We start from the raw sequence: 25,320 nt of genomic DNA, 5'->3' as shown, positions 1-25,320 counted from the left end.
CTGAGGCAAGAGCAATGAACATGCACGCACAGCCCCAGCGGACATTGGCCGAAACGGCGCTGATCGACGCCTTCGGCGAGCGGCTGTCGCTGCTGCCCGGCGACGGCGCGGTGATGGTCAAGCGCGACGACGCGATCGAGTCCATCAAGCACGGCCTGCCGACGCGCCGCGTCGAATCCTGGCACTATACGGACCTGCGCCGGCTGCTGACCTCGGTGCCGGCCTTCGAGGCTGACGCGATCGCGAAAGCCCTCGAGCCGGTTCTCGACGGTTCCGCGGTGCTGCCGGTGCTGAATGGCGTTTCGAGTGCCAAGGTGCCGGAGATCGAAGGCGTCACGGTGCAGCGCCTGTCGGAGAAGCTGACCGACGGCAGCGTCGCGCCCGGGCTTGATCGCTACGGCGCCGACGACGCGATCGGCGCGCTGAACACGGCCTTCGTCGCCGACGGCTATTTCGTCGACATCGCCGACCGCACCGAGCTGGAGAGGCCGATCGAGCTGCAGAACCTGCAGGCCGGCGGCCAGGCGCATGTGCGGCTGCTGGCACGTGTCGGTGCCGGAGCCAAGGCAATCATCGTCGAGCGCCAGGCGGGCGCGGCAAACGAAGACGGCGGGGCGCTGGTCAGCTCGGTGAGCCAGCTCGTGGTCGGAGACGGCGCCGAGGTGACCTGGCTGATCGTGCAGGAGCAGCCGGACACGGCAACGCATCTTGCCCAGTTCAAGGCGCATATCGGCAAGGACGCCAAGCTGACGCTGTTCGTAATGAACGCCGGCGGCAAGCTGGTGCGCCAGGAAGTCGTGGTCAGGACGACCGGCGAGGGCGCCGATTTCAAGCTGCGCGGCATCAACCTTCTGGCCGGCGACACGCATACCGACACCACCATGGTGCTCGACCATGCCGTGCCGCACACGGCCTCGACCGAAGTGATCCGCAACGTTGTCACCGGGAAGGCGCGCGGTGTGTTCCAGGGTCGCATCAACGTCCACCAATACGCGCAGAAGACCAACGCCAAGATGGCGTGCAACACGCTGCTCCTGTCGGACGAGGGCGAGTTCTCGACCAAGCCGGAGCTGGAAATCTTCGCCGACGACGTGGTCTGCGGCCATGGCGCCACCGTCACCGAGATCGACCACAACCATCTGTTCTACCTGATGGCCCGCGGCATCGACGAGAAAGCGGCTCGAGGGCTGCTGGTGAAGGCTTTCGTCGCCGAGGTGATCGAGGAACTGGACGACGAGGCGCTGGTCGATGCGCTCGAAGCGCGGCTCGACGGCTGGTTTTTGACGCACGGGTGAAGTGGTCGAGGCATGCCTCGACCAAACCCCTCATCCGGCCGCTTCGCGGCCACCTTCTCCCCCTGGGGGAGAAGGTCTAGCGCTTTACCTTCTCTCCTTGTGGGAGAAGGTGGATCGCCAAGACGGATGAGGGGTTGGTGACGGATTGAGGCTTTGAGCTTGTGATGGATCAGAAGATCGAAACCACTCCCTATGATGTCGAGGCGATCCGCCGCGACTTCCCGATCCTGTCGCGCCAAGTCTACGGCAAGCCGCTGGTCTATCTCGACAACGGCGCCTCGGCGCAGAAGCCGCAGGCGGTGCTCGACACGATCCAGCACGCCTATTCCCAGGACTACGCCAATGTCCATCGCGGCCTGCATTTCCTGTCGAATGCCGCGACCGATGCTTATGAGAAAGCGCGGAAATCAGTGCAGAGGTTTCTCAACGCGCCGAGCACCGACAACATCGTCTTCACCTCCAACACGACGTCGGCGATCAACACGGTCGCCTACGGCTGGGGTATGCCGAGGATCGGCGAGGGCGACGAGATCGTGCTCTCGATCATGGAGCACCACTCCAACATCGTGCCCTGGCATTTCATCCGCGAGCGGCAGGGTGCCAAGCTGGTCTGGGTGCCGGTCGACGATCTCGGCGCTTTCCATATCGAGGAATTCGAGAAGGGGCTGACTTCGCGCACGAAACTCGTCGCCATCACCCAGATGTCCAACGCGCTGGGCACGGTGACGCCGATCAAGGAGATCGTGCGCGTCGCGCATGCGCGTGGAATTCCCGTACTCGTCGACGGCAGCCAGAGCGCCGTCCATATGCCGATCGACGTGCAGGACCTCGACTGCGACTTCTTCGTCTTCACCGGCCACAAGGTCTACGGTCCGTCGGGCATCGGCGTGCTCTACGGCAAAAAGCACATGCTGGAAGAGATGCGGCCCTTCATGGGTGGCGGCGAGATGATCGAGGAGGTGACCGAGGATATCGTTACCTATAACGAGCCGCCGCACCGTTTCGAGGCCGGCACTCCACCAATCGTGCAGGCGATCGGGCTCGGTGCCGCGCTCGAATATATGGAAAAGGTCGGCCGTGAGCGCATCGCCGCGCACGAAGCGGATTTGAAGACCTACGCGCATGAGCGGCTGCGGGCCATCAACTCGCTGCGCATCTTCGGCGATGCGCCCGACAAGGGCGCCATCATCTCGTTCGAATTGCAGGGCATCCACGCCCATGACGTGTCGATGCTTATCGACAGGCAGGGCGTGGCCGTGCGCGCCGGCACCCATTGCGCCCAGCCGCTGTTGAAACGCTTCGGCGTGACCTCCACATGCAGGGCATCGTTCGGCATGTATAACACCAGGGCCGAAGTGGATGCTTTGGCCGAGGCGCTGGAAAAGGCGCGAAAGTTCTTCGGGTGACGATGATGGACGATGTGACCACCACCGCAGAGACCGCGCCGGAAACGGCCGGCAACGGAATCGTCTCGGCCTCGGCGATCCCCGCCGACGAGCTGGCGCGGCTGACGGACGACATCGTCTCGGCGCTGAAGACGGTCTACGATCCGGAAATCCCGGCCGACATCTACGAGCTCGGCCTCGTCTACAAGATCGACATCGAGGACGACCGCACGGTCAAGATCGACATGACGCTGACGGCGCCGGGCTGCCCGGTGGCCGGCGAAATGCCGGGCTGGGTCGAGAACGCCGTCGGCGCCGTGGAGGGTGTTTCGGGCGTCGAGGTCAGCATGGTGTTCGACCCGCCATGGACCCCCGACCGGATGTCGGAAGAGGCTCAGGTCGCGGTCGGGTGGTACTAGCCAGCGACCCAACGAAGATTGGCTGTCTTGCAGCATAGGTGAAACTTCACCATCTTAAGGCAGACTCATTCCGCGGGCCTTGAACCCGCGCGAACGTGGAGAATGACATGGGACGCTTCGCCGTCATCACTATGACCGACAAGGCCGCTGACCGCGTGCGTGAGATCGTCGCTACGCGCGACAACGCGCATGGCATCCGTCTTGGCATCAAGAAGGGCGGCTGCGCCGGCATGGAATACACGGTCGACCTGGTCACCGAGCCGAACCCCAAGGACGACCATATCGAGCGCGACGGCGCGCATGTCTATGTCGCTCCGGAAGCGGCGCTCTTCCTGCTCGGCACCGAGATGGATTTCGAGCAGACGACACTGCGCACCGGCTTCACCTTCAGGAACCCGAACCAGAGCTCGGCCTGCGGCTGCGGCGAATCCGTCGAATTGAAGCCGGCCGATCTCAAGGCGCTGGCCGAGGCGCGCGCTTCAAGCGCTGCTTAGGTGAGCGCCGAGGCATATCGCTGGCGATGTGCCTGCTGTGACCGGGAGTTTACCGGACTTCCCACCGATATAGCCTTTGGCGCTCCGGTGAATCCGGACGCGCTTGACGAGGTAGCTCGGTCGACCTTCCGCAAGAACGACGATTTTTGCGTGGTGAGCTACGCGACGGGGCAAACAGACCGCTTCATTCGTTGCCTGCTGCCTTTGCCCGTGCCTCAGTTGTCCGAAGAGTTCTGTTTCGGTGTTTGGATGTCGGTCTCGGAAAGAAGCTGGAATGTCTATCGCGAAGGCTTTGACAGCGGGGAATACGAAGACGAACTGTGTTTCGGGTACCTGATGCACGACATTCCCGAGTATCCAAGTTCGATGCTGATGCATGCGAATGTCGTGTTTCAGCCTGGCAACATGCGCCCGAGGGTGTTTCTGCATGAGGCAGATCATCCCTTGGTTGCGGCGCAACGAGATGGGGTGGATGTGACTCAGATCGAGCGCTGGGTTGCGCTCACGCATCAGTCCGAGGCCTAGGGTCTCACTCCACCCACATGCCGGTGCGCTTGTGCCAGTCGGCGATCGATTCCTCCGGGTAGACGTCGAACACCTTGTCCTTCTTGCCGATCACCGGCTCGACCCAGTTCGCCTTGTATTTCAGCATCAGATGCACCTTTTCAGATGGCTTCGGCAGGTCGCTGTCGATCGCCGAGGCGAAGGGATGGACGAGGTCCGGCCAGGTCGGGTCGTAGAGCCAGAGCGCGGCGCCGCATTTCTTGCAGAAATTGCGCTCGCCGGTCGAGACCTCGCAATGCGGATGCTCGTCGTCCTCGATCTCGGCGCGGTAGACGCCGAGATCGGGCCTGCCGGTGACCTTGAGCGTTTCGTTGTCGGCGCCGAGATTGATCGCAAAACCGCCGCCGCCCTGCTGCTTGCGGCAGATCGAGCAGTAGCAGAGCATGAACGGCACCGGCGTGTGGCTTTCGACTTCGAAGGCGACGGCGCCGCAGCGGCAGGAGCCTTTGAGCAGGACAGGCATGGCGGGAACTCCATTTCCAGGTCTCAACCTGTCAGCATGCTTTTGGTTGCGGCGATGACAAGGCCCATGCCGGATGAGATGATTGCGGCATGGACAATGCGCGCCTCGAAGAATTGTTCGAGAGCCTGGGGCCGGTCAGCATCCGAAACATGTTCGGCGGCAAGGGCATCTATTGCGACGGCGTCATCGTCGCGGTGGTCGTGCGCGGCGAACTGATGCTGAAGGCGGACGAGGAGACGATCCCCGAATTCGAGGCCGCCGGCTGCAGCCAATGGACCTATACCGGCTCGCGGCACGGCAAGGAGGTCGCGATGCCTTATTGGTGCGTTCCTGACAGCGCCTTCGACGATCCCGACGAAATGGCGGTCTGGGCGCGGCGCGCTTATGAGGCAGGGCGGCGGGCGGGGAAATAGCGCGGAATTGTCGAGATGCTGGCGGGACAGCACCCCCATCTGTCCTGCCGGACATCTCCCCCGCAAGGGGGGAGATTGGACGCCGCCGTCGCTTTCGCCAATCGCCAACGTTGAAGGAAGAACGCCGTCAGCCGAAGCTGCTGATCTCCCCCCTTGCGCCCCCTTGCGGGGGAGATGGCCGGCAGGCCAGAGGGGGGTGTGAAGGAACTCGGCCATTGTGGTTGGCCGGAGTACCGTAGCCTGAAAGCGCTACAGCGCCTTCGCGATCTCCGCCGCCAGCCGCGCATTGTTCTCGACAAGCGCGATGTTGGTCTTGAGGCTGCGGCCGCCGGTGAGCTCCAAAATCTTCGACAGGAGGAACGGCGTCACGGCCTTGCCGGCGATGTTCTGCGCTTCGGCCGCCTTTTGCGCGGCCTGGATGTAGCCGTCCATCTCGGCAGCCGGGATCTCGTCACTCTGCGGCACCGGATTGGCGACCAGGATGCCGCCGCCGAGGCCCAGCGCCTGCCGCGTATGGTAGAAATGCGCGATATCTCCAGGCGCATGCAGCGTCAGCGGCGCAGGGAAGGGCGATTGCCTGGACCAGAAGGCCGGCATGGTCTCGCAGCCATGGCCGATAACGGGCACGCCGCGCGTCTCCAGCACTTCCAGCGTCTTTTCGATGTCGAGGATCGCCTTGGCCCCGGCCGAGACGACGATGACCGGCGTGCGCGCCAGCTCGTCGAGATCGGCCGAAATGTCGAAACTCTTTTCCGCGCCCTTGTGGACGCCGCCGATGCCACCGGTGGCGAAGACCTTTATGCCGGCCATGTGCGCGGCGATCATGGTGGCGGCCACGGTGGTGCCGCCGGTACGCTTTTGAGCGACGGCAAAGCCGATATCGGCGCGCGACAGCTTCATGGCGTCGCCGGTCATGGCGAGCGATTCGCGCTCGCCGTCGGAAAGGCCGATCTTGATGCGGCCATCGACCACCGCGATCGTCGCCGGCACCGCGCCGCCATTGGCGATGATCTGCTCGACCTTGGCCGCCATCGCGCCATTGTCGGGGTAGGGCATGCCGTGGGTGATGATGGTGCTTTCCAGCGACACCACCGGCCGCCCGGCGGCAAGCGCCTCCGCCACCGGCGGGTGGATATCGATGAAGGGGCGGGCGGTTTCGGGGGTCATGCCTGTTCTCCACTCCGGAGAAAACACTCCGGCAAGATAGTCTGGTGGCCCTATGCCACCTCCCGTGCCTCCGGCACAAGGGCAAGCGCCTGGCCAAAATTGCCGGCGGTGAACGACGGCACTGCCTCGGCGCTCTCGATGGCGAGCATCGCCGCGGCAACGCCTTCCCGCAGTGCCGTCCGCAAAGGGAGCCCGCGCAGCAGCGCGGCAACCGTGGCTCCGGTCAGGGCGTCGCCGGCGCCGGTTACGTCGGCAACTTGTCGCGGGGCGGGCGGGTCGATGGCGAAGACGCCCGATTGGTCGAAGCCGAGCACCGGAGCACTGCCGGCTGTCACCACGCCCGTAGCCAGCCCCGCGCGTTTCAGCGCATTGACAAGATCCTGCCCGGACATATCGGCGCCGGCAAGCGCCGCTGCCTCGCGGCGGTTCATGAACAGCAGCGAGAGATTGCCGAGCAGCGGCGCCAGCCGCACGACCTTGGCCGGCGAAATGGCGATCGCGAAAATTGGTTTGCCGCCGGCTTGCGCAACCAGACGCTCGAGCGCCGCCGTCGGCAGGTTCGCGTCGCAGAGGACCGCGTCGGCCTCGGCGATAGCCTCGCGCACCTTGGCGCGGCGGATCTGCTTGGGGAAGGCGAGATCGTAGAGATCCATATCGGCAAAGCCGACGATCAGCTCGCCCTCGCTGTCGATCAAGGCCGTGTAGCTCGGCGTCGTGCGGTCGAGGAACACCACCGAAAGATCGGCAATGCCGGCCTCGCCGATTGCCGATGCAACCGTCTCACCCGCCGCGTCGCCGCCGCGCACCGAAAGCAGGGAGGCCGAGACGCCGCGCTTCACTACGCTGCGCAGCGCGTTGAAGACGCCGCCGCCAACATCCTCGCGCATGATGCCGGGATTGGATGCGGCGGGCACGTAAGGGCCTGACACTTGGCCGCGCCGGTCGATGTGAGCGCCGCCCAGCGCCAGGATCTTTGGGGATGTCGGCATGCCGCGGACTGGACCTCGTTGATTGTTTGCGTGCGCACACTAGGTTTGCGCGCATCGCCCCGCAATCGGGTCGCGATTCGGGCCGCCTAGATAACGAAATCCCGCTTGGGCCAGCAGCACTGGTTTACGCCATCTCTTGTGAGACAAAAATGGAACAAATCCAGATATTGTTTGTTTTCCAGTCATTTGCTGCCTCTTGCCAAATGAGAACAAAAAAGGTACAAACTGGCAGGGACACGGATTGTCCGGCCTTCATTGACGACCAAGGGGTGATGTATCATGGCTCAGAATACTTTGCGGCTTGTAGAGGATAAGGCAGTGGACAAATCAAAGGCTCTGGATGCGGCGCTGTCGCAAATCGAGCGCGCTTTCGGCAAGGGCTCGATCATGCGGCTCGGCGCCAACGAGAAGGTGGTCGAGATCGAAACCGTGCCGACTGGCTCGCTCGGCCTCGACATCGCGCTCGGCGTCGGCGGGCTGCCGCGCGGCCGCATCATCGAGATCTACGGGCCGGAAAGCTCGGGCAAGACGACGCTGGCGCTGCACACGGTTGCGGAAGCCCAGAAGAAGGGCGGAATTTGCGCCTTCGTCGATGCCGAGCACGCGCTCGATCCGGTCTATGCCCGCAAGCTCGGCGTAGACCTCGAAAACCTGCTGATCTCACAGCCCGACACGGGTGAGCAGGCGCTGGAGATCTGCGACACGCTGGTGCGTTCCGGCGCCATCGACGTTCTGGTGGTCGATTCGGTCGCAGCACTGACGCCGCGCGCCGAAATCGAGGGCGAGATGGGCGACGCGCTGCCCGGCCTGCAGGCCCGCCTGATGAGCCAGGCGCTGCGCAAGCTGACTGCTTCGATCTCGCGCTCCAACACCATGGTCATCTTCATCAACCAGATCCGCATGAAGATCGGCGTCATGTTCGGCTCGCCGGAAACCACCACCGGCGGCAACGCGCTGAAATTCTACGCCTCGGTGCGCCTCGATATTCGCCGCATCGGCTCGGTCAAGGATCGCGACGAAGTGGTCGGCAACCAGACCCGCGTCAAGGTGGTGAAGAACAAGCTGGCTCCGCCCTTCAAGGTGGTCGAGTTCGACATCATGTATGGCGAGGGCGTGTCGAAGACCGGCGAGCTCGTCGATCTCGGGGTCAAGGCCGGCGTGGTCGAGAAGTCGGGTGCCTGGTTCTCCTATAATTCGCAGCGTCTCGGTCAGGGCCGCGAGAACGCCAAGCTTTTCCTGCGCGACAATCCGGATACGGCACGCGAGATCGAGCTGGCGCTGAGGCAGAATGCCGGGCTGATCGCGGAAAAATTCCTCGAGAACGGCGGCTCCGAAGGCGGTGACGACGGCTTCGAGGACGAGGCCGGCGCGATGTAGGCAACTGCCGGAGTTCGGCCATAATCTGCATCTATTATCCAAAGCTTATGTAATCGAGTTCCCTAGTACTGCGTTCGAGCCGCCGGCCTTCGTGCCGGCGGTTTGCGTTTGGGGGGCGAGAGTACACGCCGCCCGGCCGGTGGATTGGCCTGGTTCCGTGTTTCTGGACAGGGTCAAGAGCTACGGCTAAAAGGCCTATCTTCTGACACACGAAAGCCCATTTGCCGCCGGCCTAGCCGGCGGTTCTCGCGAAAAGGCAGTATCAATGAGTGGCGTGAACGAGATCCGGTCGACATTCCTCGACTACTTCCGCAAGGAGGGCCACGAGATCGTCGCCTCCAGCCCGCTGGTGCCGCGCAACGATCCGACGCTGATGTTCACCAACGCCGGCATGGTGCAGTTCAAGAACGTCTTCACCGGCCTGGAGAAGCGGCCCTATTCGCGCGCCGTGACCGCGCAGAAGAGCGTGCGCGCCGGCGGCAAGCACAATGATCTCGACAATGTCGGCTACACTGCGCGCCATCTCACTTTCTTCGAGATGCTCGGCAATTTCTCGTTCGGCGATTATTTCAAGGAGCGCGCGATCGAGCTTGCCTGGAACCTGATCACCAAGGAATTCGGCCTGCCCAAGGACAAGCTTCTGGTCACCGTCTATCACACCGACGACGAGGCGGCCGGTTACTGGAAGACGATCGCCGGCTTCTCGGACGACCGCATCATCCGCATTCCGACCTCTGACAATTTCTGGGCGATGGGCGACACCGGTCCCTGCGGTCCGTGCTCGGAGATATTCATCGATCGCGGCGAGCATATCTGGGGCGGACCGCCCGGCAGCCCGGAGGAGGACGGCGACCGGTTCCTGGAATTCTGGAACCTGGTGTTCATGCAATATGAGCAGGTGACGAAAGAAGAGCGCATCGACCTGCCGCGCCCATCGATCGACACCGGCATGGGCCTGGAGCGCATGGCTTCGGTCCTTCAGGGAGTGGAAAGCGTCTTTGAGACCGACCTGTTCCGGCATCTGATCGATGCGGCATGTTCGGCGCTCGGGCACGGTCACAACCAGGAGAACGTAGCATCCTTCCGCGTGATTGCGGATCACCTGCGCTCGTCATCCTTCCTGGTGGCCGACGGCGTGCTGCCCTCCAATGAAGGCCGCGGCTATGTGCTGCGTCGCATCATGCGTCGTGCCATGCGCCACGCTCAGCTGCTCGGCGCCAAGGAGCCGCTGATGTGGAAGCTGGTGCCCGCACTGGTGCGCGAGATGGGCCAGGCCTATCCGGAACTGGTGCGTGGCGAGGCACTGATCACCGAGACGCTGAAGCTCGAGGAGACGCGTTTCCGCAAGACGCTGGTCCGCGGTCTCGGCCTGCTTTCGGAGGCGACGGAACAGCTTCACGCCGGCGACATGCTGGATGGCGAGACCGCGTTCAAGCTCTATGATACCTATGGCTTCCCGCTCGACCTGACGCAGGATGCGCTGCGCCAACGCGACATCTCGGTCGATGTTGTCGGCTTCACCGCTGCGATGGAGCGGCAGAAGGCGGAAGCGCGCGCGCATTGGGCGGGATCGGGCGAAGCCGCGACCGAGACGGTCTGGTTCCCGGTACGCGAGCAGACCGGCGCGACCGATTTCCTCGGTTACGAGACGGAAGAGGCGGAAGGCCTGATCCAGGCCTTGGTGAAGGACGGTAAGACGGTCGACAGCGCCGGGCAGGGCGACGCGGTTGCCATCGTCGTCAACCAGACGCCGTTCTATGGCGAATCCGGTGGCCAGATGGGCGATACCGGCATGATTTCCGGCGACGGCTTCTCGATCGAGGTCACCGACACGCAGAAGAAGGCCGACGGCCTTTTCGTGCACATGGGCAAGGTGACGCGCGGCACGGTCAAGGCCGGCGCTGCCGTGGAGCTCAAGGTCGAACACGCGCGCCGTTCGAAGCTGCGCGCCAATCATTCCGCGACGCATCTCATCCACGAGGCGCTGCGCGAGGTGCTGGGCACCCATGTCGCGCAGAAGGGCTCGCTGGTCGCGCCTGATCGCCTCCGCTTCGACATCTCGCACAACAAGCCGATCTCGGCCGAGGAGCTCGAGGATGTCGAGCGCATGGCGAACGAGATCGTCGTGCAGAACAGCCCGGTGACGACGCGGCTGATGTCGGTCGACGATGCTATTGCCGAGGGCGCGATGGCGCTGTTCGGCGAGAAATACGGCGACGAGGTGCGCGTGGTTTCGATGGGCACCGGCCTGCACGGCGCCAAGGCCAACCGTCCCTATTCGGTCGAGCTCTGCGGCGGCACGCATGTCAGGTCGACCGGCGATATCGGCCTTGTGCGCATCCTGTCGGACAGCGCGGTCGCCGCCGGCGTGCGCCGCATCGAGGCGCTGACCGGCGAGGCGGCGCGCAGGCATCTCGACGAGCAGGACAAGCGCCTGAAAGCGGCCGCGGCGACCTTGAGGATCTCGCCGGCCGACGTGCCGGCGCGCGTCGAGACGTTGCTCGAGGAGCGCAAGAAGCTCGAAAAGGAGCTCACCGAGGCGCGCAAGAAGCTGGCGCTTGGCGGCGGCGCGGCCGTTGCCGATGCTCCGGCCACCAACGAGACGGTTGCGGGTGTCGGTTTCCTCGGCAAGGCGGTCAGCGGCGTCGCACCGAAGGACCTGAAGCCGCTTGCCGATGCCGGCAAGAAGACGCTGGGCTCGGGCGTGGTCGTCTTTGTCGGCGCCGGCGAGGACAACAAGGCGAGCGTGGTGGTCGGCGTCACCGACGACCTGACCGGCCGCTTCAGCGCTGTCGATCTCGTCCGCGTCGCGTCCGCCGCGCTTGGCGGGCAGGGCGGCGGCGGGCGTCCCGACATGGCGCAAGCCGGCGGCCCCGACGCCTCCAAGGCTGACGACGCCATCGCGGCGGTAAAGGCGGCGCTCGAAGCCGCTTAGTCAGAAGCGTCAGGGAAGCTTTGCCGCTTTCAGGGCGCGCGCCATTCTGACAGAGTCGCCCCAAGTGGACAGCCAGATGAGGCAATCCGTGGCGACGGCGATCATCGCGCGCAGGAGGAGAAGCAGCGGGCCTGGGGCCGGCAGCTGCGCCTCGGCGTAACGGAGATGGGCCAGCTCTTCCTCGCGGATCGATAGGATGATGGCGTGCAGTCCGGGATCGCGCCCGGCTAGATAGTAGAGCTGGTCGTCGAGATGGCGGTGCACTGTCGCTTCGACAGCGGCGGTGCATGCCCAGATGCCTTGTGGGTCGAGCAGGGCGGTGAGAAAGCCCAACAACCAGCCCCCCAGCTCCAGAATTGCATCACGCGACATGGACGCGAATTTCGCACCGGCATGGCGGCACGGAAGGCGGCGCAATGCTGGCGCTCGTGTCCAAGCATCCCCGACAAAGACGGCACGCAATCGGGCCAGAAGTGCCGGGCGACAAAGATTTGCGCTGAATAGATCCTGATCGCTCCAAATTCGCCTGCGTGGTTGACCCGGACTATCCTGGCTGTAGTCAGCGCTTCGCGGCCGGAAAGCTCATCCATTGGAGAAGCTTGCCCGCCTGACGATGCGATCCCACCAGTCCTGCAAGTCTGAGAAGTGGGCAAGCAGCTTTCGCCCTTCGGCGACCTTGAGGAAATAGCCGATAATCGACGCCGCGTGCAGATCGGCCAGCGTCAACTGATCGCCGAGCAGCCACGGGCCCGGGGTGCTCAACGAAACAAGCGTCCGCAGCACCGTCTCCGCCTGCGAAATCCCCCGCGCGATCAAAGCTTCGTCCGGCGCCGCCTTTTCCAGCCGCTCGACGGCGACGTCCCAGACCATGGGGCGGTAGGCGTAAGCATCGAGCAAGCCGATGATCTGGTTCATCCTTGCGCGGCTGCGCGCTTGCGTCGGCTGGAGGACCGGGCCGTCGAAAGCTTCGTCGACATAGCGCGCGATCGCGCCGGTCTCGAAGAGGCGAAAACCGTCATGCTCGAACGCCGGGATGCGGCCGAACGGGTGATGCTCCAGGTACCAGGACGGAATGCCTTCGGCCGCGAAGATGTCGAGAGGGACCAGCTCGTAGTCGACGCCCTTTTCCTCAAGCGCAAGTCGCGCGATGCGCACATAGACGCTGTAGTGGGCGCCGTAGAGAAGAGGCTTTGCCACTTGCTATTCCTCTTTGCCTGGCTGTCCCGTATCCAGACGCGCAGTGTGCCGGTGGTCTGAAAGCCGCAGGCCAGTGCGTCATCCAGCCCGCCGCCGCGGTCATACCCGACCAGCGCGCGACCTTCAGCAAACGTATTGGCTGCGGCTCGCACAGCATCTCGATAGGTCGGATTGCCATCCGTGGCAAAGACATTTGACAACCCGATCACGAGCTCGGATCTATTGGCTATGCAGCCGGCGGTGGAGCCGTCGGCCGTCCGTCGGCCCAGGATGGCGATGGCGGGGTCGGCCAGAACTGCAGTCGGAAAGACACGGCCGCTGGAGGAACCTGCGCCATCCGTCCAGGCAAGTTCCCACATCTCCAAGCTGGCTGTGTCCCCAACACGTTCCCAACCGGAGGGGGTCGCCGTTGGACGACTTAGGTCCATCCAGATCCAGCTTGCTTCGAAGAGTTGGCTGAACCCGAGCGGTCGGAGATCCAGACGGCAGAACCCATCCTTGACCGAAAAGCTGGTGGCAAGAACAGATGTCAGTCTGGCTACTTCTGCAAGTTGGATCGGTACGGCATCGGCATCCAGAGTGGCGGCATTGGGGTAGTAAGGAGGTGCTTGCTCGTCGCTGGACCACACGGAGCGGCTCCTCCGGTCGCTTAGGCCGTGCACCTTGAAAATAGCCTGACAGAGGTCGGCATTGTTGCCAGCGCAAAGGCGGACCCTTTCGCTGGCAACAAGGCTCGGCACTTCTCACCCCATCGCCTTCTGCAGGTTCTCGTCGATCTTGTCGAGGAAGCCGGTGGTCGACAGCCAGGGCTGGTCGGGGCCGATCAGCAGCGACAGGTCCTTGGTCATGAAGCCGGCCTCGACGGTCTGGATGCAGACCTTCTCCAGCGTCTCGGCGAAGCGCTTGAGCTCGGCGTTGTCGTCGAGCTTAGCGCGATGGGCGAGACCGCGCGTCCAGGCGAAAATCGAGGCGATCGAGTTGGTCGAGGTTTCCTCGCCCTTCTGATGCTGGCGGTAGTGGCGGGTGACGGTGCCGTGGGCGGCTTCCGCTTCCACCGTCTTGCCGTCCGGCGTCATCAGCACCGAGGTCATCAGGCCGAGCGAGCCGAAGCCTTGCGCGACGGTGTCGGATTGCACGTCGCCGTCATAATTCTTGCAAGCCCAGATATAGCCGCCCGACCATTTCAGGCTGGAGGCGACCATGTCGTCGATCAGGCGGTGCTCGTACCAGAGTTTTCTCGCCTTGAACTCGGCCTCGAATTCCTTCTCGTAGACCTCCTGGAAGATGTCCTTGAAGCGGCCGTCATAGGCTTTGAGGATGGTATTCTTGGTCGAGAGATAGACCGGGAAGTTGCGCAGCAGGCCATAGTTCAGCGAGGCGCGAGCGAATTCGCGGATCGACTCATCGAGGTTGTACATGGCCATGGCGACGCCGGCGCCGGGCGCATCGAAGACGTCATGCTCGATCACCTTGCCGTCCTCGCCGACGAACTTGATCGTCAGCTTGCCCTTGCCCGGGAAGCGGAAGTCGGTGGCGCGATACTGGTCGCCGAATGCGTGACGGCCGACGACGATCGGCTTGGTCCAGCCGGGCACCAGGCGCGGCACGTTCTTCATGATGATCGGCTCGCGGAAGATGGTGCCGCCGAGGATGTTGCGAATGGTGCCGTTGGGCGACTTCCACATCTTCTTCAGCTTGAATTCCTCGACGCGCTGTTCGTCGGGCGTGATCGTCGCGCATTTCACGCCGACGCCGTATTTCTTGATTGCGTTGGCCGAGTCGATGGTCACCTGGTCATTGGTGGCGTCGCGGTTCTCGATCCCGAGATCGAAATAGTCCAGCTTGATGTCGAGATAGGGGTGGATCAGCTTGTCCTTAATGAACTGCCAGATGATGCGGGTCATCTCGTCGCCGTCGAGCTCGACGACCGGGTTCGCCACCTTGATCTTCGCCATGGAAAAATGCCTCGTTGCTGGGGATCTGAACGGCCTTGCCCGTGGCTTCGGCCGGGGTTGGGCAGCGTATATCAAAGCCTTTTTGAGCGCGCAAACCGCGATCAGCCGATGGCAGCCCGTTGTCGCGCTTGTGAATGCTTCATTTTCCGGGCCGGATGTGGCAGGGGACGCCGAAACGCCGCAAACCCCATGTACGGAGAGCCATGCCAGCCGCAAACGACGCCGCCAAGACCGCCGGACCGGCGATCATCCTTGTCGAGCCGCAGCTCGGCGAGAATATCGGCATGGTCGCGCGCGCCATGGCGAATTTCGGCCTTTCGGAGCTGCGCCTGGTCAATCCGCGCGACGGCTGGCCGAGCGAGAAGGCGCGCGCCGCCGCGAGCCGCGCCGACCACGTCATCGATGCGACGACGGTGTTCGACGATCTTGCCTCGGCAGTGGCCGACCTCAACTTCGTCTTCGCCACCACCGCCCGCGAGCGTGACGGTTTCAAGCCGGTGCGCGGCCCGGTGGATGCGGGCAGGGCGCTCCGGGCCCGCGAGCAGGCGGGGCTGCGCACCGGAATTCTTTTCGGCCGTGAACGTTTCGGCCTCTACAATGAAGAGGTTGGTCTGGCTGACGAGATCGTCACCTTTCCGGTCGATCCCGGCTTCTCCTCGCTCAACATCGCGCAGGCTGTGCTTTTGATGTCCTATGAATGGATGAAATCCGGCCTTGCCGAAGAGACCGCGACCAACTTCGCCGGACCGGAGCTCGTTCCGGCGACCAAGGAACAGCTGCACAGCCTGTTCACCTATCTCGAAGGCGCTCTCGAGGCGCGCGGCTATTTCCGCCCGGAAGAGAAGAAGCCGAAGATGGTCGACAATCTGCGCGCCGTGCTGACGCGGGCGGGATTCGCTGAGCCCGAGTTGAAGGTGCTGCGCGGCATCATCTCATCGCTCGACAGGTTTTCGCCGGCAATGCCGCGCGGCGACGGCTCACCGGGGGATGATCCGCGGCGGGCGCCGGCTACCCGCAAGCGAACAACGGACAAAGAAAGTTAAGATCTGTAAGCTCCGAACCTTCAAGGTAACCGAATATTATGCGGTTTGGTCCATCGTTCTTGAAACGATGGGGCAGTAGATGTTCACGTCCAATATTGGCCGTCTGCGTTTCTTCTTCTATTCGCTAGGTCTGTTCATAGCGGAAGCGGTAGCGATCGTGCTCTGCATTGCCGCAACGACCGGCTTCGCGGGATTGATCAATTCGATGCCGGGTCCGTCGCGGCAAGGCCTGGCCGGCGCCGCGGTGGTTGTGTCGCTCATCTTCGTCGCCCTGCGCGGCAACATCGCCTGGCGCCGCAGCCGCGATGCCGATGGTTCACGCTGGATCCTATGGTCCTATGTCGTCTTTTCCGGCATCTATGGCTTGCTGCAGGCCGGCACGCTTCTGGTCATCGATTTCGGCAATCCTGAGAGCGCGCCCGGTGGCCTGAATCTGCTCGGCCTTGCCATATTCGGCCTCTGGTGCACCATCCTATGGGCAAAGCCTGTGGCAGGCAGCAACATCAATGAGTTGACCGAGGCTTTCGACTTTGAAGGCTCGTTGCCGGCAGCGGCGCGCCCCGAGCGGGCGACAGCGAGCGTTGCTCCAGCTGCGCCACGGACTGCTGCGAAACCCGCGCGTCCGGCGCCGGCGCCGCAGCCGTTTGGCCGGGCGCCGCCCGCCGGCTTCGGCAAGCGTGGGCTCTGAGTTGCGCAAAAGCTGCTGGCATCTGCCACTTCAAGACCACGATCGTTCAGGATAGAAGCGCCGTTGGCCAAATCAGTGGCCAGCTTCTTCCTGTGGTCGGATGACAATGAACGATCGATCAAGCCAGCGCCCGATCCTGATGTTCGATTCCGGCGTCGGCGGACTGACGGTGCTGCGCGAGGCGCGCGTCCTGATGCCCGACCGGCGCTTCGTCTATGTCGCCGACGACGCGGCTTTTCCCTACGGCGCATGGGAAGAGCCGGCGCTCAAGGAACACATACTCGCACTCTTCGGCAAATTGCTCGACCGTCTGCAGCCGGCGATCTCAGTGATCGCCTGCAACACCGCCTCGACCCTGGTGATCGATGCGCTGCGCGAAAAATTCCCCGGTCATCTTTTTGTCGGGACGGTGCCCGCGATCAAGCCGGCGGCCGAGCGCACGCGGTCCGGCCTGGTGTCGGTGCTGGCGACGCCGGGCACGGTGAAGCGCCAGTACACACGCGACCTGATCAGCAAATGGGCGCAAAAATGTCATGTCCGGCTGGTCGGCAGCGACAGGCTTGCCGCACTGGCCGAGATCTATATGCGCGAAGGGTTTGTTGACGAGGAAGCCGTGCGCGCCGAGATCGCGCCCTGTTTCATCGAGCGCGACGGGCAGCGCACCGACATCGTCGTGCTCGCCTGCACGCATTATCCGTTCCTCGCCAACCGCATGCGCAAGACGGCTCCCTGGCCGGTCGACTGGATCGATCCGGCGGAAGCCATTGCCCGGCGCGCCATGTCGCTGCTGCAGCCCATCGGCGAACCGTCGGGCGAGAGCGAGCCCGATATCGCCCTCTTCACCTCCAGCAAGGTGGATTTCGCCACGCGCAGGCTTATCCAGGGCTTTGGGCTGACCGCGCCCTAGCTGGAACTGCGATAGCGCCGCAGCGTTTCTCTTCCTCACCCGGCAAAGGGAGAGATCGCATGCCAGCCAAATCGCAAGCCCAACAAAAGGCAGCCGGCGCAGCCCTTTCGGCCAAGCGCGGGGAGACCAAGAAAACCGAGCTTAAGGGTGCTTCGCGCGAGATGTACGAATCCATGAGCGAGAAGCAACTCGAGGAATTCGCCGAGACCAAACGCAAGGGACTGCCCAGCAAGAAGTCATGAACTCTTAGTGGCTGCTTGGCTCTCAACTTGGTGCCCGGATAGAGAAACCCGCGGCATGCGACGACGCGGCGGATCTGCTTGCGGCCATGCCAGCGCCGTGCCATCGTCGGCTCCGGCGTTGTGACGGAGTCGGTGCGTCGCCGATCACGAGCTTGACACCGATTAAATCTCTGTTTAACAGGGCCACCAACACCGGGCGGCGACGTCCGGTGGTTTCTTTTGCATGGGCAAGACTTCACCGGAAGCCAGTCTGTCGGCGGTCTTGTTCGAACTGACGTGTCCCGTGGGATTTCCGTCGCGTTGCGTGGAAAACCCTGTCAGGCCTCGAAAACGGAGGCCAGAGGAGGGCGCGTTTCCTTCACCCGGAGCCATGGGGTTCCGGGTATATCGTTTTGAAAGGGAATGCGATGAGCAAGCGCGAATCCGCGAAATACAAGATCGACCGCCGTCTCGGCGAAAACATCTGGGGCCGCCCGAAGTCCCCGGTCAACAAGCGCGAATACGGCCCCGGCCAGCATGGCCAGCGCCGCAAGGGCAAGCTTTCCGACTTCGGCCTGCAGCTGCGCGCCAAGCAGAAGCTCAAGGGCCACTATGGCGACGTTTCGGAAAAGCAGTTCCGCAAGGTCTATGAGGAGGCCAATCGCCGCAAGGGCGACACCTCCGAGAACCTGATCGGCCTCCTCGAGTCGCGTCTCGACGCGATCGTCTATCGCGCCAAGTTCGTGCCGACCATCTTCGCGGCCCGCCAGTTCGTCAACCACGGCCACGTCAACGTCAACGGCAAGCGCACCAACATCGGTTCGTACCGCTGCAAGCCGGGCGACGTCATCGAGGTGCGCGAGAAGTCGAAGCAGCTCGTCATCGTGCTGGAATCGGTCGGTCTGGCCGAGCGCGACGTGCCGGACTACATAGAGGCCGACCACAACAAGATGACCGCGACCTACAGCCGCGTTCCCGGCCTGGCGGATGTTCCGTTCGCCGTCCAGATGGAACCGAACCTGGTCGTCGAATTCTATTCGCGCTGATCCGACCAATCAGCGACAGCCATCCAAGGCCGCCTTCGAGGCGGCCTTTTCTTTGTCTGTCGCGTCGGCCAGGGCCGGAATTCCACCCTGGCCATTTTTTTAGCCGCATTTCCGCGACGCCAAGTGATTCCACTTGGCTGCAAAATGCTCTAAGCGAAGCGGCAACAGAACCGTGGGCACCTGCGCCATGAATATGCTGCCAGACGTCAAATCGCTTGAGCCGATCACCGACGAGCCGGAGGGCGGATTTCATCCGCTGTTCCGTGACGTGCCATCCTCGGTCGAGTTCAACAAGCTGCGCAAGCGGCTCTTGCGGCTTACGCGCCAGGCGATCGAAGACTTCGCCATGGTCAAGCCCGGCGAGCGCTGGCTGGTGGCGCTCTCCGGCGGCAAGGATTCTTATGGCCTGCTCGCCTTGCTGCTCGATCTCAAATGGCGCGGGCTGCTGTCCGTCGAGCTGCTTGCGTGCAATCTCGACCAAGGTCAGCCAAACTTTCCAAAGCACATCCTGCCGGACTATCTCAGCGCCAACGGCATTCCGCATCGCATCGAGTACCAGGACACCTATTCGGTGGTCACCGACAAGCTGGCCGAGGGCAGCACCTATTGCTCGCTCTGCTCGCGGCTGAGGCGCGGCCATCTCTATCGCATCGCGCGCGAGGAGGGCTGCGCCGCCCTGGTGCTCGGCCACCACCGCGAGGACATCCTCGAAACATTCTTCATGAACCTGTTCCATGGCGGGCGTCTCGCCGCCATGCCGCCGAAGCTTCTCAATGACGAGGGCGATGTCATGGTTCTGCGCCCGCTCGCCTATTGCGCCGAGGCGGATCTGGAAAGGTTCGCGAACGCCATGAAGTTCCCGATCATACCATGCGATCTCTGCGGCAGCCAGGAAGGGCTGCAGCGCAACGCCATGAAGGCGATGCTCGACGATATCGAGAAGCGCATGCCTGGTCGCAAGGACACGATGATCCGCGCGATGACCAATGTGCGGCCCTCGCATTTGCTCGACCGAAAACTGTTCGACTTCGCCGCGCTCGATGCGCGTCTTACCACGGGAAAAGACATTTCCGATGACGTTTGACATGCAAGCGATCGACTGGCTGGCCGACCTTCTAGCCGATGCAGCCAGGGCCGAAATCATGCCGCGCTTCCGCCGGCTGGGCGAGGGCGAGGTTCGCCAGAAGACGTCCGCCGCCGATCTGGTGACGGAGGCGGACGTCAACGCCGAAAGGCTGATCACTGCCAGGCTGCGCGAGCGTTACCCCTCAGCGATGATCGTCGGCGAGGAGGCCTGCTCCGACAATCCGGCCTTGCTCAAAGGGCTGGGCGATGCCGCGCTCGCCTTCGTCATCGATCCGGTCGACGGCACCTTCAACTTCGCCTCCGGCGTGCCACTGTTCGGCGTCATGCTGGGCGCCGTGGTCAATGGCGAGACGGTTGCCGGCATCATCCACGATCCGGTCGGCAAGGACTGGCTGATCGGCGCCAAGGCGGCGGGTAGCCATATCCGCCACGCACATGGCGCGCTGGAGAGGGTGCGGGTCGCCGAGCCGGTGCCGATCTCCGAGATGACCGGCGCGGTCTCGTGGCAGTATCTGAAGGAACCGGAGCGCTCGCGGCTCGCGCGCAACCAGACCAAGGCGCTGTCGCAGTTCGGCTATCGTTGCGCGGCGCACGAATACCGGCTGCTGGCGAGCGGCCATGCGCATTTCGTCGTCTACAACAAGCTGATGCCGTGGGACCATCTGGCCGGCGTGCTGATTCATCAGGAAGCCGGTGGTTATGCGGCGCGGATCGACGGCGATGCCTATCTGCCATCGCATGTCGACGGCGGGTTGTTGGTCGCGCCAGACCAGGACAGCTGGAACGAACTGCGCCGCGAGCTCTGGGCGGAATAGGATCGTTGCGTCGGCGAGCGCCAGCCGGTCGGCTGGAAGGATCGATCTACAACCTCACGCAAATCCGGAGATGTGAATGAGCACCCGGTTAGCGATGGTCGCTCTGGCTCTCGCTATCGCCGTGACGATCACCGATCCTGACGAAGCGACGGCCCGGGAGCGCGCCTGCGGCAGTCGCGATCCCGTAAACTCAATAGCGGAAATGTCGGCTGCCATTTACGCCTGCTGGCAGCCGCCGCGCGGAACTGCCGGTTTGTCCTTGACCCTGCGGTTCTCGTTTCGCCGAGACGGAACGCTCATTGGCAGGCCGCGCGCGACCTTCTCCGCACTCGGACCGGACGACGGATTGAACAGAGCCTTTGTTGCCTCCGTCCTCGAGGCTCTCGATAAGGCCCTGCCGATCCCCTTTACCGAGAGCATGGGCGAGGCGATCGCAGGGCGCATACTTTCGCCTCGCTTCACGGCCGCGCTTGAGCGAAAATCCTGAGCGCATGCGTAGGCGATGGCCTCACACCGGCGGATTGTGGGGCTGGAACAACCGCCCGCGCTCGGCGATCAGGATCATCAGCAGGGCGGCGACGGAAACGCTGCAGAAGCCGGCGGCCAATGGCGTGACCGTGCCGTTATAGGCCTGACCTATCAGCGTGCCGAGGAGACCGCCGAGAAAGGTCTGCATGAAGCCGAGGATCGAGGACGCGGTGCCGGCGAGCTCGCCGAGCGGCTCCATTGCAAGCGCGTTGAAATTTGCGCCGAGACAGCCGAATGGAACCATCGCGCCGGCAAAGAAGACGATGAACAGCCAGAGCGGCATCTGCAATTCGAGCGAGACGACGAGCCAGGCCAGGCTGATGGCGAGGAAGAGCAGCAGCGCGCTCTGCGACAGGCGGCGCATGCCGACCTTGCCGACGAGCCGCGCGTTGAGGAAGTTCGAGAAGGCGAGCACGCCCGCGACGCCGGCGAAGATCAGCGGAAACAGCTCGCCGACATGGAAGACTTCGAGATAGATCTGCTGCGCGGAATTGATGAAGCCGAACATCGCGCCGAAGATGAAGGTGCTGGCAAAGGCATAGCAAAGCGCGATGCGGTTGGTGAGCACGATGCGGAAGCCGCCGACGACGGCATTGACGGTTAAGGGCCGTCGGTATTCCGGGTGCAGCGTCTCCGGCAAACGCAACAGCGACCATGCCGACACGATCAGCGCGCCGACGGCCATGGTGACGAAGATCCAGTGCCAGGTGGCGAAAAGCATGATGAACTGGCCGATGCCGGGCGCGACGACCGGTATCGCCATGAACACCATGAAGATCAGCGACATGACCTCGGCCATGCGGCGGCCCTCGAATGTGTCGCGCACGATGGAGACGGCGATCACGCGGGTTGCCGCCGCGCCGATGCCTTGCACGACACGGCAGGTGAGCAGGATGGCAAAGGTCGGAGCAACGGCAGCGGCGGCTACCGCCGCCACATAGATGATCAGGCCGGCGACCAGCGGCGCACGGCGGCCGAAACGATCGGAAACCGGGCCAAAGAAGAGCTGACCAGTGCCGAAGCCAAGGATGTAGGCTGTGATCACATACTGGCGGTGGTTTTCATTCTCGACGCCAAGCGAGGCGCCGATCTGCTGCAGCGCCGGCAGCATGATGTCGATGGCGAGCGAATTGAGCGCCATCAGCGCGGCGCAGAGCGCAATGAATTCCCAGCGCGGAATGGGCAAGCTCTTTGCCGATTGCTGCGCTAGTGCCTGATTGTCCACGGCAAAATCCGATCAATCGAACGAACATGCGCCGGTCGAGCGGCGCATCAATTCGTCTCGTTCTCGAGTTCGAAACCCAAAGTGCCGAGGTGGCGTGGCCCCGGATGTCACAGCGCAGCCGGTGGGGCCGGCCAGCGCGAACTCAAATCAGGCGGCGCCTTCGACGCTGACGCCTTTTTCGACCAGGAAATCCTGCAGTTCGCCGGCCTGGAACATCTCGCGCACGATGTCGCAACCGCCTACGAACTCGCCCTTGACATAGAGCTGCGGGATGGTCGGCCAGTTGGAATAGTCCTTGATGCCCTGGCGCAGCTCGGCCGAGGTCAGCACGTTCACGCCTTTGTAGTCGACGCCGACATAGTCGAGGATCTGCACCACCTGGCCGGAGAACCCGCACTGCGGGAAGCCGGGGGTGCCCTTCATGAAGAGCACGACGTCGTTGCTCTTCACTTCGCTGTCGATGTAGTCGTTGATGCCACTCATGGGGAATCCTTTCACGCCTGTGGGAGTCAGGCTCGAAGCATGTCCATCAAATAAACCCATAGGTTGGCTGAAACAAGACGTTAGCCGCAACGCATCCGAAATGGCGCAAAGCTTTGGTCCGCCATTGGGCCAAATCCGCCAGCCGGAACTCTTCCGGCAAGCGGGCCGGCAGGCCGGTTCTCTTGTTCCTGTGCCAGTGCCCGGTTGCCATTCGCGCGCCACCAGAATTATAGCTATAGCTAAATCTTGAAGCATGCACTATTCTTCCCGGTGCCTTGGAGGAACGCGGATATGCGCGAAACGAAATCCTTATTGGAACAAAAGCTCGATCGAAGGCTACTTCTGGCCGGCGGCCTGGCGGCGGGCGGCACGGCGGTGATGGCGACGGCGGCGCGCGGGCAGACCGGCCACGCTGGTCACGGAACGCCAGCGGCGGCTGACCCGCAGCCGGCGCACCTGTCCGCGCATGGGGCGATGATCACCGTCGGCGAAGTCGAGGATAGCCGCAACGGTTTCGATCCAGTGAAGCTGCTCGGCGACTGGGAGACCGGGACGGTGTCGACGCTGCCGGGCGGGCGGACGCTGCGCAGCTTCGAGGTCACGGCCGAGGACAAGGAGATCGAGATCGCGCCCGGCATCCTGTTCCCGGCCTGGACCTATAATGGCCGCGTGCCGGGGCCGTCGCTGCGGGCGACAGAAGGCGATCGCTTGAAGATCGTCTTTCGCAACAACGGCTCGCATCCGCATTCCATGCATTTCCACGGCATTCACGCAGCTCGAATGGACGGCGTTCCCGGCGCCGGTCTGATCGGGCCGGGCGAGGAGTTCGTCTACGAGTTCGATGCCAGGCCGTTCGGCTGCCATCTCTATCATTGCCATGCGCTGCCGCTGAAGCGGCACATCCAGAAAGGTATGTACGGCGCCTTCATCATCGACCCCGATCCCGCCCGGCATCCGGAGCATGAGGCGGTCGCCCGCTCGCGCCTGCTCGGCACGCCCGAGAATGCCGGCTGGCAGGAATTCGTGATGGTGATGAACGCCTTCGACACCAATTTCGACAACGAGAACGAGGTCTATGCCGTCAACACCGTCGCCCATGCCTACGCGAAGAAGCCGATACGGGTGCTGAAGGACAAGCCTGTCCGGATCTACCTCGTCAACGTGGTCGAGTTCGACCCGATCAACTCCTTCCATTTGCATGCCAATTTCTTCGACTACTACAATCAGGGCACGACGCTGACGCCGACACTCAGGACCGTCGATCTGATCACCCAGTGCCAGGCCGAGCGCGGTATCCTCGAGTTCCATTTCAAGGAGCACGAGCCAGGCCTCTACATGTTCCATCCCCACCAGTCGGAGTTTACCGAACTTGGCTGGTCGGGCATGTTCGACGTGGTGGAGGCCGTGTCGTGACCGATGTCAGTCGCACCTCCCGGGATACACAGGCCGGTTGGCCGCGCTGGCTCTCTCTGCTCTGGATCGTATTGCCGCTCGCCGTGCTCGGGCTCGCGGTTGCGTGGATGGTCTCTTCCGACCCGTTGGCGAGCTTTCGCAACGGCGCGCCGCCGGTCGAGAACCTCACCTTCGAGCGGACGATTATTGGAAACGACGGCATTCGAATCCTCGTGCGGGCCGGCGGGTCGGAACCGATGACGATCGCGCAGGTCCAGGTCGACGACGCTTACTGGCAGTTCACGCAGGATCCACCGGGGCCGATCGCGCGCGGCGCAACAGCATGGATCAGCCTGCCATACCCCTGGGTGCTGGGGGAGGCGCATGCGGTCAATGTCGTGACCAGCACCGGGACAACATTCGGGCACGATATCGCCGTCGCCGTACCCACACCGACGCGCAATTCACCTAGCTTTGCCGCGCAAGCGGTGCTCGGCGGCTTTGTCGGCATCCTGCCCGTGGCGATCGGCCTGATGTTCTATCCGGCACTACGCGGGGTCGGGCGGAACGGCATGGATTTTCTCCTGTCGATGACCGTCGGTCTGCTCGCCTTCCTTTTCGTCGACACGCTCGAGGACGCGTTCGAACTGGCCGGCGAAGCAGCCGCCCTGTTCCAGGGGCCGACCATGATCGTGCTCGCAGCCACCGCCAGCTTCCTTCTGCTCATGGCGGCAGGCCGGCGCGGCGGGACACCGACCGGGCTGGCGCTTGCCACCTTCATCGCACTCGGCATCGGCCTGCACAATCTTGGCGAAGGGCTGGCGATCGGTGCCGCCTTCGTCTCGGGCGCAGCCGGGCTCGGCACGTTCCTGGTGCTTGGCTTCACCTTGCACAACATCACCGAAGGCATCGGCATCGCCGCCCCGATCCTGAAGGAGCGACCGCCGCTCAGGACCTTCGCCATGTTGACGCTGCTCGCGGGAGGTCCCGCCGTCGTCGGCCTATGGATCGGCAGCCTCGCCTATGCGCCGCAATGGTCGGCGCTGGCGCTGGCGATCGGCGCCGGAGCGATCCTGCAAGTGATCGTCGAGATGGTTTCGCTGCAGCTTCGCCAGCGCGCCGATGGCTCGCGCGCCTTGCTCGCACCGGCTGCGATGGCCGGTCTGGCAGCCGGGATCGGCTTCATGTACCTCACGGCGATGCTGGTAAAGATCTGAACAACCGCGGCGTCAA

At 63.5% G+C, this 25,320-nt stretch carries 25 protein-coding genes and 1 pseudogene; 18 read left to right on the top strand and 8 right to left on the bottom strand.

Annotated features, from left to right (window positions below; all coding sequences use genetic code 11):
- Positions 1 to 14 precede the first annotated feature (14 nt).
- The 5 genes from sufD (at position 15) to CK220_RS08235 (ending at position 4,118) form a co-directional block, all read left to right on the top strand.
- Positions 15 to 1,295, top strand: a complete 1,281-nt coding sequence (gene sufD / locus CK220_RS08255; protein ID WP_095811044.1) for a Fe-S cluster assembly protein SufD — start codon at positions 15 to 17, stop codon at positions 1,293 to 1,295.
- 164 nt (positions 1,296 to 1,459) lie between these two features.
- Complete coding sequence (locus CK220_RS08250) at positions 1,460 to 2,701, top strand: cysteine desulfurase (protein ID WP_095811043.1); 1,242 nt, start codon at positions 1,460 to 1,462, stop codon at positions 2,699 to 2,701.
- Between the two features lie 5 nt (positions 2,702 to 2,706).
- Positions 2,707 to 3,099: an SUF system Fe-S cluster assembly protein gene (locus CK220_RS08245; protein ID WP_095811175.1), complete on the top strand. Its 393-nt coding sequence runs from the start codon at positions 2,707 to 2,709 to the stop codon at positions 3,097 to 3,099.
- Between the two features lie 107 nt (positions 3,100 to 3,206).
- Entirely contained in the window at positions 3,207 to 3,593 is a 387-nt protein-coding gene (gene sufA, locus CK220_RS08240) for a Fe-S cluster assembly scaffold SufA (RefSeq protein ID WP_066995098.1), read from the top strand.
- Positions 3,594 to 4,118, top strand: coding sequence for a DUF2199 domain-containing protein (locus CK220_RS08235; RefSeq protein WP_095811042.1), 525 nt, complete (start codon positions 3,594 to 3,596; stop codon positions 4,116 to 4,118). It begins immediately after the preceding gene.
- 4 nt (positions 4,119 to 4,122) lie between these two features.
- Here the strand turns inward: CK220_RS08235 and CK220_RS08230 are convergent, their stop codons facing one another.
- Complete coding sequence (locus CK220_RS08230) at positions 4,123 to 4,620, bottom strand: GFA family protein (protein WP_095811041.1); 498 nt, start codon at positions 4,618 to 4,620, stop codon at positions 4,123 to 4,125.
- Positions 4,621 to 4,709: 89 nt separating this feature from the next.
- Between CK220_RS08230 and CK220_RS08225 the strand changes: the two genes are divergently transcribed.
- Positions 4,710 to 5,033, top strand: a complete 324-nt coding sequence (locus CK220_RS08225; RefSeq protein WP_095811040.1) for a TfoX/Sxy family protein — start codon at positions 4,710 to 4,712, stop codon at positions 5,031 to 5,033.
- Between the two features lie 249 nt (positions 5,034 to 5,282).
- Here CK220_RS08225 and CK220_RS08215 read toward each other — a convergent pair whose 3' ends face one another.
- Together CK220_RS08215 and CK220_RS08210 are read right to left on the bottom strand one after the other, a co-directional pair.
- Positions 5,283 to 6,200 (bottom strand): pseudouridine-5'-phosphate glycosidase, encoded by a 918-nt coding sequence (locus CK220_RS08215; RefSeq protein ID WP_095811039.1) that lies wholly within the window; start codon positions 6,198 to 6,200, stop codon positions 5,283 to 5,285.
- A gap of 50 nt (positions 6,201 to 6,250) precedes the next feature.
- The gene (locus CK220_RS08210) at positions 6,251 to 7,189 is read right to left on the bottom strand and encodes a carbohydrate kinase family protein (protein WP_095811038.1); all 939 of its coding nucleotides are present in this window, start codon (positions 7,187 to 7,189) and stop codon (positions 6,251 to 6,253) included.
- Positions 7,190 to 7,468: 279 nt separating this feature from the next.
- Between CK220_RS08210 and recA the strand changes: the two genes are divergently transcribed.
- Both recA and alaS read left to right on the top strand, forming a co-directional pair.
- Complete coding sequence (gene recA / locus CK220_RS08205; protein ID WP_095811037.1) at positions 7,469 to 8,566, top strand: recombinase RecA; 1,098 nt, start codon at positions 7,469 to 7,471, stop codon at positions 8,564 to 8,566.
- 265 nt (positions 8,567 to 8,831) lie between these two features.
- Entirely contained in the window at positions 8,832 to 11,501 is a 2,670-nt protein-coding gene (gene alaS, locus CK220_RS08200; RefSeq protein ID WP_095811036.1) for an alanine--tRNA ligase, read from the top strand.
- A gap of 9 nt (positions 11,502 to 11,510) precedes the next feature.
- Here the strand turns inward: alaS and CK220_RS08195 are convergent.
- The 3 genes and pseudogenes from CK220_RS08195 to CK220_RS08185 form a co-directional block, all read right to left on the bottom strand.
- Positions 11,511 to 12,091: pseudogene (locus CK220_RS08195) on the bottom strand (demethoxyubiquinone hydroxylase family protein).
- On the bottom strand, positions 12,084 to 12,698 hold the full coding sequence (locus CK220_RS08190; RefSeq protein ID WP_095811035.1) for a glutathione S-transferase family protein: 615 nt from the start codon (positions 12,696 to 12,698) through the stop codon (positions 12,084 to 12,086). The pseudogene CK220_RS08195 and the gene CK220_RS08190 overlap by 8 nt, the downstream one beginning before the upstream one ends.
- 743 nt (positions 12,699 to 13,441) lie before the next feature.
- The gene (locus tag CK220_RS08185; RefSeq protein ID WP_095811034.1) at positions 13,442 to 14,653 is read right to left on the bottom strand and encodes an NADP-dependent isocitrate dehydrogenase; all 1,212 of its coding nucleotides are present in this window, start codon (positions 14,651 to 14,653) and stop codon (positions 13,442 to 13,444) included.
- Between the two features lie 203 nt (positions 14,654 to 14,856).
- Here CK220_RS08185 and CK220_RS08180 point away from each other — a divergent pair, with 203 nt between their 5' ends.
- From CK220_RS08180 to CK220_RS08145, 8 genes are all read left to right on the top strand, one after another.
- Positions 14,857 to 15,696, top strand: coding sequence for an RNA methyltransferase (locus tag CK220_RS08180; RefSeq protein ID WP_095811033.1), 840 nt, complete (start codon positions 14,857 to 14,859; stop codon positions 15,694 to 15,696).
- A 79-nt stretch (positions 15,697 to 15,775) separates the two neighbouring features.
- Positions 15,776 to 16,384, top strand: a complete 609-nt coding sequence (locus tag CK220_RS08175; protein ID WP_095811032.1) for a hypothetical protein — start codon at positions 15,776 to 15,778, stop codon at positions 16,382 to 16,384.
- Between the two features lie 106 nt (positions 16,385 to 16,490).
- On the top strand, positions 16,491 to 17,291 hold the full coding sequence (gene murI, locus CK220_RS08170; RefSeq protein ID WP_095811031.1) for a glutamate racemase: 801 nt from the start codon (positions 16,491 to 16,493) through the stop codon (positions 17,289 to 17,291).
- Positions 17,292 to 17,350: 59 nt separating this feature from the next.
- The gene (locus CK220_RS08165) at positions 17,351 to 17,533 is read left to right on the top strand and encodes a DUF3008 family protein (protein WP_066995133.1); all 183 of its coding nucleotides are present in this window, start codon (positions 17,351 to 17,353) and stop codon (positions 17,531 to 17,533) included.
- 407 nt (positions 17,534 to 17,940) lie between these two features.
- Positions 17,941 to 18,558 carry a 30S ribosomal protein S4 gene (rpsD, locus tag CK220_RS08160; protein WP_095811030.1) on the top strand — a complete coding sequence of 206 codons (618 nt, stop codon included), beginning with the start codon at positions 17,941 to 17,943 and terminating at the stop codon, positions 18,556 to 18,558.
- Between the two features lie 187 nt (positions 18,559 to 18,745).
- The gene (ttcA, locus tag CK220_RS08155) at positions 18,746 to 19,642 is read left to right on the top strand and encodes a tRNA 2-thiocytidine(32) synthetase TtcA (protein ID WP_095811174.1); all 897 of its coding nucleotides are present in this window, start codon (positions 18,746 to 18,748) and stop codon (positions 19,640 to 19,642) included.
- Positions 19,632 to 20,459, top strand: coding sequence for an inositol monophosphatase family protein (locus CK220_RS08150; RefSeq protein ID WP_095811029.1), 828 nt, complete (start codon positions 19,632 to 19,634; stop codon positions 20,457 to 20,459). Before ttcA ends, CK220_RS08150 begins: the two co-directional genes overlap by 11 nt.
- A gap of 76 nt (positions 20,460 to 20,535) precedes the next feature.
- On the top strand, positions 20,536 to 20,946 hold the full coding sequence (locus tag CK220_RS08145; protein ID WP_095811028.1) for a hypothetical protein: 411 nt from the start codon (positions 20,536 to 20,538) through the stop codon (positions 20,944 to 20,946).
- A gap of 21 nt (positions 20,947 to 20,967) precedes the next feature.
- Here the strand turns inward: CK220_RS08145 and CK220_RS08140 are convergent, their stop codons facing one another.
- Both CK220_RS08140 and grxD read right to left on the bottom strand, forming a co-directional pair.
- Complete coding sequence (locus CK220_RS08140) at positions 20,968 to 22,167, bottom strand: multidrug effflux MFS transporter (RefSeq protein ID WP_176479029.1); 1,200 nt, start codon at positions 22,165 to 22,167, stop codon at positions 20,968 to 20,970.
- A 192-nt stretch (positions 22,168 to 22,359) separates the two neighbouring features.
- Positions 22,360 to 22,695, bottom strand: coding sequence for a Grx4 family monothiol glutaredoxin (gene grxD / locus CK220_RS08135; protein WP_095811027.1), 336 nt, complete (start codon positions 22,693 to 22,695; stop codon positions 22,360 to 22,362).
- A 291-nt stretch (positions 22,696 to 22,986) separates the two neighbouring features.
- Here grxD and CK220_RS08130 point away from each other — a divergent pair, with 291 nt between their 5' ends.
- The gene (locus CK220_RS08130; protein ID WP_095811026.1) at positions 22,987 to 24,108 is read left to right on the top strand and encodes a multicopper oxidase domain-containing protein; all 1,122 of its coding nucleotides are present in this window, start codon (positions 22,987 to 22,989) and stop codon (positions 24,106 to 24,108) included.
- Positions 24,105 to 25,304 (top strand): ZIP family metal transporter, encoded by a 1,200-nt coding sequence (locus CK220_RS08125; protein WP_095811025.1) that lies wholly within the window; start codon positions 24,105 to 24,107, stop codon positions 25,302 to 25,304. Before CK220_RS08130 ends, CK220_RS08125 begins: the two co-directional genes overlap by 4 nt.
- Positions 25,305 to 25,320: the final 16 nt, after the last annotated feature.

Origin of the sequence: Mesorhizobium sp. WSM3860, from assembly GCF_002294995.1 — a bacterium.
Taxonomy (GTDB): Bacteria; Pseudomonadota; Alphaproteobacteria; order Rhizobiales; family Rhizobiaceae; genus Mesorhizobium.
This window is presented reverse-complemented; position numbering and strand designations above follow the sequence as displayed.